7 protein-coding genes and 1 pseudogene are annotated in these 14,044 nt (G+C 43.1%); all 8 read right to left on the bottom strand.

Annotated elements, in window-relative coordinates; all coding sequences use genetic code 11:
• Positions 1 to 27: 27 nt before the first annotated feature.
• Positions 28 to 1,332 carry an MFS transporter gene (locus HMPREF1532_RS07195; RefSeq protein ID WP_005926970.1) on the bottom strand — a complete coding sequence of 435 codons (1,305 nt, stop codon included), beginning with the start codon at positions 1,330 to 1,332 and terminating at the stop codon, positions 28 to 30.
• 12 nt (positions 1,333 to 1,344) lie between these two features.
• Positions 1,345 to 2,691, bottom strand: a complete 1,347-nt coding sequence (locus HMPREF1532_RS07190) for a SpoIID/LytB domain-containing protein (RefSeq protein WP_005926968.1) — start codon at positions 2,689 to 2,691, stop codon at positions 1,345 to 1,347.
• Positions 2,688 to 3,626 (bottom strand): DUF4922 domain-containing protein, encoded by a 939-nt coding sequence (locus HMPREF1532_RS07185; RefSeq protein ID WP_005926965.1) that lies wholly within the window; start codon positions 3,624 to 3,626, stop codon positions 2,688 to 2,690. Before HMPREF1532_RS07185 ends, HMPREF1532_RS07190 begins: the two co-directional genes overlap by 4 nt.
• Positions 3,627 to 3,634: 8 nt before the next feature.
• Complete coding sequence (locus HMPREF1532_RS07180; RefSeq protein WP_005926963.1) at positions 3,635 to 5,101, bottom strand: glycosyltransferase family 2 protein; 1,467 nt, start codon at positions 5,099 to 5,101, stop codon at positions 3,635 to 3,637.
• 28 nt (positions 5,102 to 5,129) lie between these two features.
• Entirely contained in the window at positions 5,130 to 6,998 is a 1,869-nt protein-coding gene (locus HMPREF1532_RS07175) for an outer membrane protein assembly factor BamB family protein (RefSeq protein WP_005926961.1), read from the bottom strand.
• Between the two features lie 32 nt (positions 6,999 to 7,030).
• Entirely contained in the window at positions 7,031 to 8,479 is a 1,449-nt protein-coding gene (locus HMPREF1532_RS07170) for a sodium:solute symporter (RefSeq protein ID WP_005926958.1), read from the bottom strand.
• Between the two features lie 51 nt (positions 8,480 to 8,530).
• Positions 8,531 to 9,696: pseudogene (locus HMPREF1532_RS07165) on the bottom strand (exo-beta-N-acetylmuramidase NamZ family protein).
• 461 nt (positions 9,697 to 10,157) lie between these two features.
• On the bottom strand, positions 10,158 to 14,042 hold the full coding sequence (locus HMPREF1532_RS07160; protein ID WP_005926950.1) for a T9SS type A sorting domain-containing protein: 3,885 nt from the start codon (positions 14,040 to 14,042) through the stop codon (positions 10,158 to 10,160).
• Positions 14,043 to 14,044 lie beyond the last annotated feature (2 nt).

Below are 14,044 nucleotides of genomic sequence, written 5' to 3'. Positions count from 1 at the left end.
ATATCTCTGTTTCGAATCGTTATTGTTTTATTTTTGGGTTTCTTTAATTTCTTCTGTTTCTTCTTTTTTACCGTAATTCGGATCGATCTTGATGAATGCACAGACAGCTATTGTAGCAGCACAACAGATCATTACCCAGATAAAGAACTTCTCGTATCCGATAAGTTCCTGTAGCCAACCGGCCATCATACCCGGCAACATCATACCTAATGCCATGAAAGCGGTACAAATGGCATAATGTGCTGTCTTGTGTTCACCGTCGGAATAATAAATTAAGTAAAGCATATAAGCCGTGAAACCGAATCCGTATCCGAACTGTTCGATAAATACACAAATATTGATTGTGAGAAGATCTTGCGGCTGAAAATATCCCAGATAAACAAATGTAATGCAAGTGAGTGATATACTCCATGCCATTGGCCATAGCCATTTTTGTAGTCCGCCTTTTGCCGCGCAAATACCGCCGATGATTCCTCCGAGAGTGAGTCCTATAATACCGATAGTGCCGTATACCCAGCCGACTTCGGCTGTACTCAGCCCTAACCCGCCTTTTTCAATAGGATCGAGTAGAAAAGGATTGATAAGCTTTACCAATTGTGCTTCCGGTAAGCGGTAGAACAGCATGAACAATATGGCAACTCCGGCTTGCGGCTTTTTGAAGAAACTTGCGAATGTGGCAAAGAACTCTTTGAATATGTTGTTCGCGGTCACATTGCCCACTGCCGGCTTGTCGGATGCCGGATGAGGCAAAATGTAACTGTGGTATAAATAGAATGCAATGAAGAGTCCTGCAAGGATATAGAATGTAATACTCCATGCCATGGCTATGGTAGAAGTACGCTTTTCCAGTTCTCCGGCCAGTACGACCAGAAGTCCTTGTCCGGCTATTGTTGCAATCCGGTAAAAAGTACTTCGGATGCCGACATACATAGCTTGGTCCCGGACGCTTAAAGCCAGCATGTAGAACCCGTCGGCGGCTATATCATGTGTAGCCGAACTGAAAGCTACCAGCCAGAATATGGCAAGGGTTATCTGAAAGAAATTAGGCATTGGGATGGTGAAAGCTATTCCGGCCAGTCCTGCTCCCACCAGAATCTGCATGGTTACTACCCACCAACGTTTGGTTTTCAGTAAATCGATAAAAGGGCTCCAGAATGGTTTGATAACCCAAGGGAGATATAACCAACTGGTATATAGTGCGATGTCTGTGTTGGAGATACCGAGCTTTTTATACATAATGACAGAGATGGTCATCACAGCTACGTAAGGTAGACCTTGTGCAAAGTACAATGTCGGTATCCAAGCCCACGGTGATAGTTTCTTGTTTTTCATGACGGTATATATTTAATATAATTTCTCGATAGCGGCACCGATGTAATAGTGCAACAATATTTCATCGTAAGCATAACCTTGTTCGCCCATTACGGCGGCACCGATCTGGCAGAGCCCTACACCATGTCCCCAACCGGCACCTGTGAGAATGAATTTTCCGGGAATACCATTTTTTACCTCTGTTTTGTCCACAACGAATGCCGAACTGTATAAGTGGGAAGGAGACAGGGTTCTCCGGATTTCCAGTTCCTTACCGATGATGAGCGTCTTTTTCGTTCCTATGATTTTTAACTTTGAGATACGGGCGGATGTGCCGCGTTCTATAGGGATCAAATCTATAACCTGCCCATAGTCGATGCCGGAACGTTGGAAAATAAGTTTGGCCAGTTCTTCCTGTGTATATTCTACTTTCCAGCGGTAAAAATCGGTAGTTTCCTGATCGTAGTTGTTCAATACCTGACTGAGCATTCTCTTTTCTTTCGTATTACAGAATGCATCAGGAGAGGTCCGTATCCACTTCTCTGCTTCTGAATGGATACGTAGATCGGGTAGGAAGGTCGCTTTTTTACTGTCTCGTTGTTTGACAAGATAGGGGTGTTTTACGTCTTCCCAGCAGTATTGAAATTCTTCGAAGGCCCCTCCGCAACATTTAGAGAAGCGCGCATCGCAGATTTTATTTTCGGATGTTAATACCTGTCCCCGGGTAGCTTGGATGGCTTGCTCTACCATTTCAGTGCTTGCCCGGGTGATTCCTTGGTAGCGTTGACAATGATCATCGGCGCATACGTCAAAGTGCATATGGTCTTCCCGGTCGTACCACTTTATTAGTTGAAAGTTGAAAGTTGAAAGTTGAGAGTCCTTATTTAGTTGAGAGTTGGCTGCGTTATTATGCTGCATAGCAACTTTCCACTTTCCACTTTCAACTTTCAACTGATAAAGTAACCAACTGCGCGAAATGACTGCATGGGCTTTCAGCAGTTCCAAAGAAGCGGTTGCGCTCATTTCCGAAGAGATGACACTGGTTAAATAATCTTCTACATGGATGACATTGATACCGGTTATCTTTTCATCTTCTACAATAAATTTCAGTGCTCCGTGAAAACGTTGGTTCTCCTTGCGTTCCCAATGGAAATTGATGCCGATCGTTACATCTAATAATTCGAAAGAGTCAGTCTCTTCCCGCAAGGATTCAAACAGCAATTCATCGTAACGGTTGTTTTTCCAGAGAATCTTACCATTATCAAAAAGGACAAGTTGTTTTCCGGATACTTCTTCTTCGTTGACACGATAAGTATCCGGAAAAATAAATTCTATTTTTGTTTCGGACAGGATGCCGACATGTACTTTGGGCTCTCTCATAATTGTTCTTTTATGCGTTGTCTTAGTTTACGAAACTCATCTGTGTCCAGACAGACTTCTCCGAGTATAGACATAATGTCTGTTGCCGTTAGCTTTTCAAAGTCTTTTTCCTGCGGGGTGATGAATACGCCTCCCATATCTACGGATGCCGGACTGATGAGGATATTGGCGTCTCCTGCTGCCGCATAGCAGGACGGGCGGTGCTTGGCGCGTGGAAAAATGCAAACAATCCATTGGCTGTTTTCTGTCCATGCAAGAATGTTCATCATGGGTTCGTCTTCTCCCGGTTTGAGTTCCATTGCGTTGTATACAAGGTTGAATAGTGCGATGGCGTCTTCCCGGTTTCCGGTTTCTATAACCAGAGTGGTTCGTGGAGCATCATCCAGATAAGAAAGAGACGCTGTCCTGTAGGTGACAATCTTTCCGGCTTTCTTATTCCTCCATTCTTGTTCAAGAGGGAGAAAACCTTTATTGCCAGCTTGAAAATGAGCATGGTCGGGAGCGGAAGCACCACATTTCGGACCGTTATAAAAAACGATGTAATCTTCGGCAATAGCCGCCAGATCGAGCATGTCTCCAAAACGTTTTTTTATACGTTGGTCCACGTGTTCTAAAGCCGGAACAGTAAGGTGCTTCGGGAAAATCGGAAACGGGTTAATCAGTATCTGATAATTATCTTTGAATGGAATCCCTCTCTGCATGGCAGGGAGGTTGGCGGGGCAAAGAAAACATTTCCGTTCTTGTATGGATTGGGCATCTACTTTGGCTGCCGAAGAGACAATGCGTGCAGGATTAAATTGTACTTTATAGTGCATCCCGTTTACATTTAGGTCTTTGACTTTAATCCGGGTTAATGCTGCATAATTGTTTCCGGCCAACTCCCATGCAGAAAGCTGGTCGGTTAGCAACCGTTCTATTTTCTGTTTTGTATCCATCTTTGTCCTTACATTTGATGACGGTTCATGGCAATGCGGGCCTGTAATTCCCAAGTGCGGATACGGTCTTTATACAGGTTGTGTCCGTTCATTTTTATAATGTCCAATGAAGCGTCGGAATTATCGTCCCAACGGCGGCATAAATATACTACCTCGTAAACACGGCCTATCTGGTACCGGCGGGAGAAATTGAGTCCGAGAGCATAATCTTCTCCATAGCTGGTGTTGGGGACTTTGATTTCTCGTAATACCGGTGTGTAAAAAGCACGTGGAGCACCCAGCCCATTGATACGCAGGGCATTGTTGCGTCCGTTTTCGGGAGTCCATTCTTTATGGTCGATGATGCCCGGAGCAATCATATTCATGTGGAAATCCGTCATCATATAGGTACCTACCACCATTGCACAGTTTTGTTCATAGAACGCATTAACCATTGTTTTTAGGGTGTTTTCGTCCTTGTATACATCGTCACTATCCAATTGTACGGCGAATTTTCCACATTTATCATGATGCACTCCGAGATTCCAACACCCGCCAATACCTAAGTCATTGCGTTCGGGCAGGATGTGAATGAGACGGTCGTCGGATGCAAATTCACGGATCGCATCTGTTGTACCGTCAGTAGAGTGGTTGTCGATGACGATGAGGTTGAATTTGAAATCCGTTTTTTGGTTTAATACCGAACGGATGGCATCCTTGATGGTACGGATGCGATTGCGTACCGGAATAATGACAGAAGCTTCATATTCAAAATCGGTGGCATCGAATTCGATCTTTTTGAAGGTAGGAGCCAGATAGCCGCCTATCTCTTTCAGATGTTCTGTGCAAGCTTGTTCCATCTCTATTTGTACTCCTCGATTTTTGGGGTCTACATAATCGAATATTTTTTCACCGCTTTTTCGGGTATCGTTTTCTATTTCCGAATAGAGATACTCGTTGATGTGAACCAGCGATTCCTTTTGCGAGAGTTTAAGCCGCAGGTCATACAGGCCGGCAAATTGATAGTCGGTTTTCATTCGGGTGACGGCTTCTTGCAGGGCACTTGCCTTGTATAGCAAAACCGATCCGAAGTTGAAATCATCGCGAAGACTGCCAAACTGGTAATCTATTACAGGAGCATTTTTTTGAATCCCTTCTGATACTTGGTAATGGTCGGCGTATACCATGCCGGCAACACTGTCTTCTGCAATGCGGGTCATGCGTTCGAGGGCAAACATGCCCAGTTTTAGTGTAGTGTACTTAGTATAAAACAGTGTGTAGTCGGCATCGGAGTGGGCAGCTATTATGCGCATGGTTGCAGTGGAATTGAGTGCCGGCACGTGCAGAATCCGGCATCCCTGGAGAGGAACTTCCGTGTCTTCCGTTACTAACAAATATATATCTTTTACCAGGTTTGACGATTTCAAACCCTGTATTGTCTTTTCGGCCTGTGCTGCATCTGCAAAAGGGATGAAGCAATTAATTGTAGTTTTCATATTTCAGTTTTATATATTTTTATTTTTCTTATTCTTTTGGTTCTTTCCACTCTAACAGTCCGGTTTCTCCACTGGTAGCCGTGAATAATACCTGATGGCGATTGATAGGGACGACGGTATTAATCAGAGAGTTACCGATTTTGTACTTCCATAGAACTTTGCCTGTTAATGGCTCCAGTGCAAAGATAAGCCCTCCTTTCGTACTGCCGAACATTACTCCGTCTTTTTCGACTTGCATGGAAGGAGCATGCTCATAACCAAAGCCGACATTGGAGCTCCATAACTGGTGTGGCTTGTCTCCTAGGGTAGAGTAGCAGACGATGCTGTCATTCATTGTCTTACTGTATACCCGTTTTTTATCGGCAGACAATCCGATTGTTTCGCGTACGGTAGACTGGTAAGTACGCCATATGGTCTCTCCTGTTGCCAAATCGATGGCAGTCATGGCACGTTGCGGGTCAGTAATGAATACTTTGCCATTAGCGGCTACCGGCCATACTGTTGCAGGAGAGAAATGCATACGGGTTAATCCGCCTGTCCATTTCCACAGTTCTTCTCCGGTATTCTTGTTGAGGGCGTAGAGTGTGTTATCCCATGCTCCAAAAATCACCTTGTCTTCTTCAATCAGAGGGCGGGTTTCTATATAACCTTTTACACCTGTGTATGTCCATTTGATTTTTCCGGTATAGAGATCGATAGCGCGGAATGTATGATCGCTGGCCCCTATATAAACTATTCCGTTATCAATGGTCACAGCACCCAGGACTGGTTCTTGGGCTTCTACTTCCCAGCGTAATTCTCCATTGTTTGCGTTCAACGCGTAAATCTTCTTATCGGCTGAGCCGAATACGACTATGCCGTCGGCTACCGCCGGTGTTCCTACTATACGGTTGCCGGAATGGAAACTCCATTGTTTTTTCCCTTTTTGAAGGCTATAGGAGGTCAGAAAGCCCATATCATCACCTACAAAAACTTGCTTATCGGCTATTGCCGGTGAGCAATAAATACCGATACCGGTTTGTACTAACCATTTTTCTTTTACTTGCGGATACTCTTTGTTTACGGAGTAATCGGGATATTTGTCTGTTGCTCCTTTTTTGTCATAATATGAGTGGACTAATGAGAGCGAGCACCACTTTTGAGGCTCCTTACCAATTTTCTGTTCATAGACAAGAAGGGAATCCGGGGTGATTTCATAAATGTTGTACCCACCAATTGCTTCTTTTCCACGCAGATTGGAACGGTTGATGATTCCGGGAATACCATCGTATGAGAAGAATTTGTTGAGATGGTAATGCCCGCCCAGAAAAGCGCGGATGTTATAAGGGCGCACAGCGTCTGTTACGTCGTACCAATTATCCACATCGCCTTTTAGCATCGGATAGTGAGTGACCAGAAATACGGGTTTCTCTTTTCCGGCCTCTTTCAATTCTTTCTTAAGCCAGGTGATGTCTTGCGGAACGACATGACCATCGGCCATACGCATTAATGGTCCGGAATTGAATCCTAAAAAGAGAAAGCCTTTATGTTCGAATTTGAAACGTTCTCCGCCAAAAATATGCCCGAAATCCGTCACTCCGCTTTCGCTCCATTTTGTTTCATGATTTCCGGGAATGATATAATATTTGACTTTTAATTGGCCGAGAGCTGCTTTCACTCTTTGCATGGAAGCACGGTCACCCTCTTCTGTGATGTCACCCGTTACCAGTACGAAGTCGATATCTTGCGTTCTGTTCACTTGGTGAATGGAGTTTTGGAGATCGTCAAAGGCGGTTCCTTTTTGGGTGACATGAATGTCTGTCAGGAGAGCAAAACGAAAGTGCTCCCCGATCTGCGCCCGGATGCCGGTTAATACAGCGAACAAAAATAGAATACCGGTATATATTTTCTTATTCATACGGCGTAATACTTGATTATCTGATTAAAAAATTATTTTTTCTTTTTAATAAGCAGGCAAAGACCTATAAAAGTGAACAATGCATTGAATATCAGTAACTCATAACTGAACTGATATCCGTTAAACCACTTCTCCGAATTTTCTTGCAGGATAAAGCAGAGGATGGGAGAAACAATGGCTACTATGGGGATATATTTATCGCGTACCTGTTTTTTTGTGAAAATGCCAAAAGCAAAAAGTCCTAAAATAGGTCCGTAGGTGTAACTGGCCAAGATGTAGACAGCATCGATTACGCTGGTGTTATTCAATTGATTGAACACGAAGATGACAATGCCCATGATGATGGCCATGCCGATATGTACACGTTTGCGTATCTTTACCAATTCATTTTCTGCTTTGTTTTTTGCTCCTAATATGTCTACTGTAAAAGAAGTTGTCAAGGCGGTCAGAGCCGAACCGGCTGCCGAATAAGCAGATGAAATCAGTCCGATAATAAACAGTACGCCCACTATGGCCGGGAAATAATCACCGGTAGCTATCATCGGGAATAATTCGTCGCTTTTCTCGGGGTTTTCAATTCCGTGTTGTGCGGTAAATGTGTATAATAACACTCCTAACATGAGAAATAACAGGATGACGAAGAATTGGGAAATACCGCTGGTAATCATATTCTTCTGTGAATCCTTAAAATTTTTACAGCTTAAATTGCGTTGCATCATGTCCTGATCCAGTCCGGTCATAGCGATCATTGTGAACACTCCCGCCAGGAATTGCTTGAAGAAGTAGCGCTTATCATTCACATCATCGAAAAAGAACATGCGGGAAAAATCATTCTCGGAGATGGTGGCTATCATACTTCCGAAACCTAACTTAAGATCGGAAGCGATATAATAGATACATAGAACTACGGATACTACCAGACAGAACGTTTTCAGGGAATCGGTCCATATCAGTGATTTTACACCGCCACGGAAAGTGTATAGCCAGACAAGAGCTACGGTAATGATGACATTAAGAATAAACGGCAGGTGGAAAGGCTCGAATACCAACAGTTGTAGTGTAAGGCAAACAAGGAATAACCGCACGGCTGCTCCTAACATTTTTGAGATGAAAAAGAACCATGCACCGGTCTTGTAAGAAGACAGACCGAACCGGTTCTCCAGATACTCATAAATGGATACTAAATTCATCCGGTAGAAAAGCGGTATCAAAACAAAGGCGATAATGATTTGCCCTGCGACGAAACCGAGTACCATCTGCAAATAGGAGAATCCGCTTGCCGCTACCATACCCGGAACGGAAACGAATGTCACTCCGGATATACTGGAGCCGATCATGGCAAAAGCCACTACATACCAGGCCGATTTACGGTTCCCAACGAAAAAACCTTCATTATCGGCCTTTCTGCCTGCGATGTATGAAACCGTAAACAGGATAATGAAATACGCCACGATTGTGATTAAAATAGAAACTGGAGTCATGCGGTCATTTATAATTTAATAATTTGTAATTCATCAACAGGAAAGAACCGGTCATTCTTCATATATAAGGTAAGGCTTGCGTTGTATCTTGAATTTCTCTACATCTTCTTTCCACATCGCTTTGATCTCATCCGCATTTTTACCTTGTTTTATCATTTTCGTACATAATCTCTACCTGTCAACAGCTCGAAAAACGGCCGGAAAAAGTAATCGTCCATATTCAGATTCCGGTAGGCATCGATAAGATAACTCAAATCTACTCCTTTTTTCCATATTTCTTCATTGCTCAGTTCACTTAAATTCACACCGTGGCAAATTCTGTTGAGTTGGGGAGGATTTTTTGCACCCGGTATACTTTGTGGTGTGAAGGTGTAATCATATCCTAACATATTAGGGTGTCCGTATATTTGAAAAGGAAGCCGTGTCCCCCTACCCAGACTGACGGGAGTTGCCTCGAAGTAGCAGGTAGAAGGATAAAGGTACACAGCTTTCATATTCGGCAGGTTAGGGGAGGGAGGGATCGGCAATTCATACATTGTCTGGTGTGTATAGTTCTTGCATTTTATGACTGTTATATCACAAATGCGTGAAGCCGGCAACCACCGTTCGCCATTAACCATTAATGCCAGTTCTCCTAATGTCATGCCGTGTACTATCGGAATGGGAAGCCATCCGACGCTTGATTTGTATTTCATGTCTAAGATGGGGCCGTCTACATAGTGACCGTTCGGATTAGGACGATCCAGTATCAACATTTTGCGGTTATACTCTGCACATGCATCCATCAAGCGGACCATGGATGCATAGTAGGTATAAAATCTTAATCCTACATCTTGTATGTCGACTATCAGCAGGTCGAATTTCCGCATCGATTCTTCACTGGGCCTACCTAATTTACCATCGTATAACGAGAGGATGGGCACGCCGGTTTTCGAATCCACCGAGCTTGAAACGTGTTCTCCGGCATCTGCGTTACCACGAAACCCGTGTTCGGGAGAGAATATGGCTACTACATTTATCTTATTCTCCAACAACACGTCCAGTAAGTGCTTATTTCCGATCATACCGGTATGATTGGAAAAAATAGCTATTCGCTTATTTTTCAATAAGGGGAGATAAACGTTTGTTTGCTCTGCACCTACAATCACCCGGTTCTGATTTGCCTGACAATAGAAAGTGATGCATGTTAAAATGACTATAAGTAGAATTTTTTTCATAATGTATTATATAAGGGGAAGTTCTTTATCTGCAAAGATAATATATGATTTAATATTAGAAACATATATTTTTTTATTTTTAGAATTATAATCAATAATTTGCAAACTTGTATTTACACGTTTAAAGGTGTGTGGTAAACAGGTGTAAATATATATCCGGCTGAATACATGGGACTTGAATGTCCTATTTTACTTCTATATTCATTTGATTAATAGGTGATTATAAGAGTATGTACTTTTGTGTGCCAAGAGTATATACTTTTATGATGTAAGAGTATACACTTTTGTATATGTAAAGTATATACTTATACTTCACCTGATGGCAATAGGAAAATAGCTGTGTACTCCATTGTTCGATACTTTGTTTTGTGAGCTGACAAGGGACCGGTAATATTTTCTTTATGGTCTCTTGTCAGCTTATTATTAATTTGCAATGACTCGTTTATCGGTTTCGCATGCTTTTATTTACGAATGATTCGGTAAGTCATGCCGTTTATTTTGATGATATAAACTCCGCCGGACTGTTCGTAAAGGTTGATTGTTTCTTTATTTGTATTCAAATTGTTCATATTCAGAATGGTTCGCCCGTTTATGTCGAATACCTGGATAGAATGAATGGTTTCTTCTGATTCGATGTTTACCGGTCCGTCTGTCGGATTAGGATAGATGGAAGTGGCCATCGTCGATTCTTCTATTCCGGTTATTTTGATAGAAACGGTTGCTTTTTCTGTTTCGTAAGTTCCATATACGGCAGTTACACTGTATGAGTATTCACCATCTTCCGAGATTTCGTCTGTGTAAGTGGTTCCGGTTACTGTGGTTATTAATTCTGAACCACGGTATATATTGTATTCCGGAGTTCCTACAGAACCTTCGGGCTCTTCCCATGATAAGGATATACCTTCGGGTGCGGCGGTAGCTTCGAGATTTACAACGGTACCTATCTCTTTAGAGATGGTTTGAGAAGATGGTGCGGGTGTGACAGAAGTGTTGTCTGCTTTAGGTAAGGCCCACATTCCCAAGCGTTCTCCGGAATTGGAGATTAGATATACATTGCCTCCCCAGTCGAATGCCAGGCTATTGGAGTTAGCTCCGATTCCTGGTTTTATGGAGTGGAGGCGTTTGATGGAAGGTATTCCTTCTTCGTTATAACTGATACCCAGTATTTTTATTTCGTTGTTGCATCCCATGGCGATGCGGGTTCCGTCAAGGCTGATAGCCATACCGCCATTCCGGGAATTCTCGATGATCGTAGGATCTGTTTTACCAGATACAAAATCTACTTGGGTGCCGTTATAGTGGATCAGAGAAGGAACGGCTGCTTCATCGGCTGCCCGGTATTGAGAGATCCACCAACCACCGCGTCCGTCGGGGAGAATCGTTGAATTCATATTAGCTTGATATCCGCCGGTAGCCGCATTGTTGAATGCGATGCTGGGTGCTTCTGTCCAGTGGGTAGTTGTTCCAATGTTGTATTGTAGTATATTTCCTGCTTTACCATCCACCTTATAATCTTCATCAAAAGTATATAATATTGTGTTTTCGCCGCTTCCCGTCACGTAGCAAGAGGAGGAAGAGCCGTGTACGGGTTCGTTGTTTGTATTGCTGGCAAGTCCGTTCGTATCTCTGGTAAGCCCTTCGAACAGGCTGATGAATTTTTCATTCGGCTTAGACGGATCCATAACATAGATACCGGAATTACCGTCACTGAAATCGCACATAAATACCCTGCCATCCGGTGCTATGGCCAGACGGAACGGGCTATTGCTGCTACTCCAGGTTATTCCGCCGTCATAAGCTTTGTTGGATTGATTTGTGATGTCTCCGAACAACGGATCCATTATGTAGATACCTTGGTCGGTGGTTCGCCCGGCTGAAGTGCCTCCTTTACTACTTGCCACGTATATACGGCCGAAGTAAGGGCTTTCCGGATTGTTGTCTATGGCAACTCCATATGCATTATAGAATTTAAGAGTTTCTTCATCTCCAGTCATTTTTACCGGACGGGCAACACTTTCGGCGGTCGCTTTAATCTGCCAATGCATATCTTTGCCGGCAGGAATTTCCGCTTTTGTCATTGAAACCGTATGGTTACCTTTGGATAGAGTACCTGCGCTATATGATTTTAATATCTTTTCGCCACTGACAAATTCAATAAATACTTCATTCGCATTTTCGTTAAGGATGAAACTGAATTTATATTCTTGTCCGGTGCTTTCCAATTGAAGTCCGGAAGCATAGATGTTGGCCGTAGCGGTGGTGGTGATAGTTTGATAACGGGCTATGCCTGCGTTTTGTGCATAAAGATAAAGATCGATATCGTATCCGTTAACAATTCCTGCTGCCATCATGTAGGGTACGGCATTTTCACTTAAACCGTCATCTGGCATCTTTTCTGATATTTTAACAGCCTTGTCCAGCCCATCGGTTATGTCAAATAGAATCGCACTTACGTGGCTGTGGTCGGCACTACAATCGGGTGATATCATGAAAGAATGCCGTGCATATTGGAAGAAATTAGCACCTTTGGCTTGAGGGGAAAGGATTCCTTCGTTTATTGCGCCGTGTTCGGTTAAAGGACTACGGTCGGCAGCCGTCCAGTCAAATCCGAATTCTGTTGGCATTAATTTTTCACTATCTATGATGAGACGGTCTGTTCCGAGAGGCGAGATCGTGAAAGTGAACGTTTCTCCCCAAAGAGCTTCTGTGTATTTGGTGGTATCCATCATGTATTTATAACCAATTATGTTCGGCAGTTCCTCGTCTATCTGATAGCCTACTATACGGATTTGTTTTGAGGTGCCTGTGGTGATGGCCGGCGTGTATATGTTACATTTCCAACGTGGACCGCTGATGGCAAAGGTTTCTCCAATGGTAGAGGCTGAGAAGTTTCCTTGCTGAGTGGTTTCGAAGAAGAGTATGGGATCTGACTCGTCGTCATTCCATGTGTAAACTTTAAACTTCTCTCCGTCTGCCGGTAGAGTAACGATGTTTTTATTACAAGCCATCAGGTATCCGTCGGCAGAAAATGCGATATCGCTTATTGGTAGAATCCCTCCTTCGATGCCGGTAAGTTTTAGCTCGGAAATCAAATCACCGGTATTTGGATCGGCTATATAGATTTTGGGTTCAGTGGTAAGGATATATAGCTTCTTGTTGTGTAACAGGCTTTTTCGGATATTTTTGTCTTGAAGCCATTCGAAGGTATTTTTTGAAATTTCCTGAGTTTTGTAGAAAGGCATGGCTACGGTTCCTGCTTCTTGATCCGGCTCCGGATAATCTGCTGGCACTTCTTTTTCGGTGACTACGTTTTTGTTTTCAATTTGCGTTATTAAAGATGTAGTCTCTCCGGCTTTTACTTCAGTTTCTATATCTGCTGCTGCATAGTTTTCTGCTGTTATTTTTAGTTTGTATTTTCCTGGCTCTAAGTCAAAGAAACTATAAAACCCGTTGTAACACTCGTCGGTTACGTAAGAGTCGATGAGTGTACCGTTGTTGTCGAATAGTTCTACTTTAGCTTTATTCACGGGAAGCCATTGGTCATTTGTGCCTGTTTTATAAAGATATAGTGGATTATTGATACGTTCGTTTGAACTCTTTACGAGACCGGCAAGTATTCCTTTTGATGCTTGATCTGCTTCAAAATAGTCACAGAAATAACGGAAAAAACGTGCAGATTCTAATTTGCGATAATCTTCATTGAGCAGTCGGTGCGTTTCCGGCAGGTAGTCGTGAAATTCTCCTTCTGAAAGAAAGCCCGGTACGGTATTGTTTCTTAATACGCCTAAATGGTAGCCATAGAACGAGTAGTCGCCACGTACATTCATATTAGTTGTACTATAATATGTCCAGTTGGTGAGCGGGTTGTCATACATCCTGGACCAACACGCCTGTGCCATTGGTTTGCTTAATGCCGGATCCGGTTCGTCGTCGGTTCCGCGATACAGTAACAAGAGGTAATTAGTGCCCTGGTTTACGCCTACAGCATTGCTGTGAATGGATAAAAATGCATCCATGCTGTTTGCTGAGGCTTCTTCTGCAATCTCGGTCAGATTCCGGTCGTCTTCATCTCTGTTTTCTGTACGTGACATCATGACGGTTGCTCCGTGAGCCTCCAGCATATCTCTGAGAGCTAATCCTTTTGTCAGGCTGCAAGAAGATTCCCAAAAACCGTTTATATCATTGGCGGCATAAGGGATGGTTACTACGTTTCGGTCGTTGGCTGCATCGAAACCTCCGTGTCCCGGATTGATATAGATTCTCACCCCTGTAAGATCTTTCGCAGTTACATCTGTACATATTATTATGTATAAGCAGGCTATTATAATTGACTTTAGTGTTTTCATAT

Source organism: Bacteroides salyersiae WAL 10018 = DSM 18765 = JCM 12988 (genome assembly GCF_000381365.1).
Lineage (GTDB): Bacteria > Bacteroidota > Bacteroidia > Bacteroidales > Bacteroidaceae > Bacteroides > Bacteroides salyersiae.
Note: the sequence above shows the minus strand (reverse complement) of the source record. Positions and strands in the feature narration are given on the sequence as shown.

Excerpts from the sequence above, each read along its gene's own strand:
- HMPREF1532_RS07195 (WP_005926970.1), bottom strand. The coding sequence starts at position 1,332 with ATGAAAAACAAGAAACTATCACCGTGGGCTTGGATACCGACATTGTAC.
- HMPREF1532_RS07190 (WP_005926968.1), bottom strand. The coding sequence starts at position 2,691 with ATGAGAGAGCCCAAAGTACATGTCGGCATCCTGTCCGAAACAAAAATA.
- HMPREF1532_RS07185 (WP_005926965.1), bottom strand. The coding sequence starts at position 3,626 with ATGGATACAAAACAGAAAATAGAACGGTTGCTAACCGACCAGCTTTCT.
- HMPREF1532_RS07180 (WP_005926963.1), bottom strand. The coding sequence starts at position 5,101 with ATGAAAACTACAATTAATTGCTTCATCCCTTTTGCAGATGCAGCACAG.
- HMPREF1532_RS07175 (WP_005926961.1), bottom strand. The coding sequence starts at position 6,998 with ATGAATAAGAAAATATATACCGGTATTCTATTTTTGTTCGCTGTATTA.
- HMPREF1532_RS07170 (WP_005926958.1), bottom strand. The coding sequence starts at position 8,479 with ATGACTCCAGTTTCTATTTTAATCACAATCGTGGCGTATTTCATTATC.
- HMPREF1532_RS07160 (WP_005926950.1), bottom strand. The coding sequence starts at position 14,042 with ATGAAAACACTAAAGTCAATTATAATAGCCTGCTTATACATAATAATA.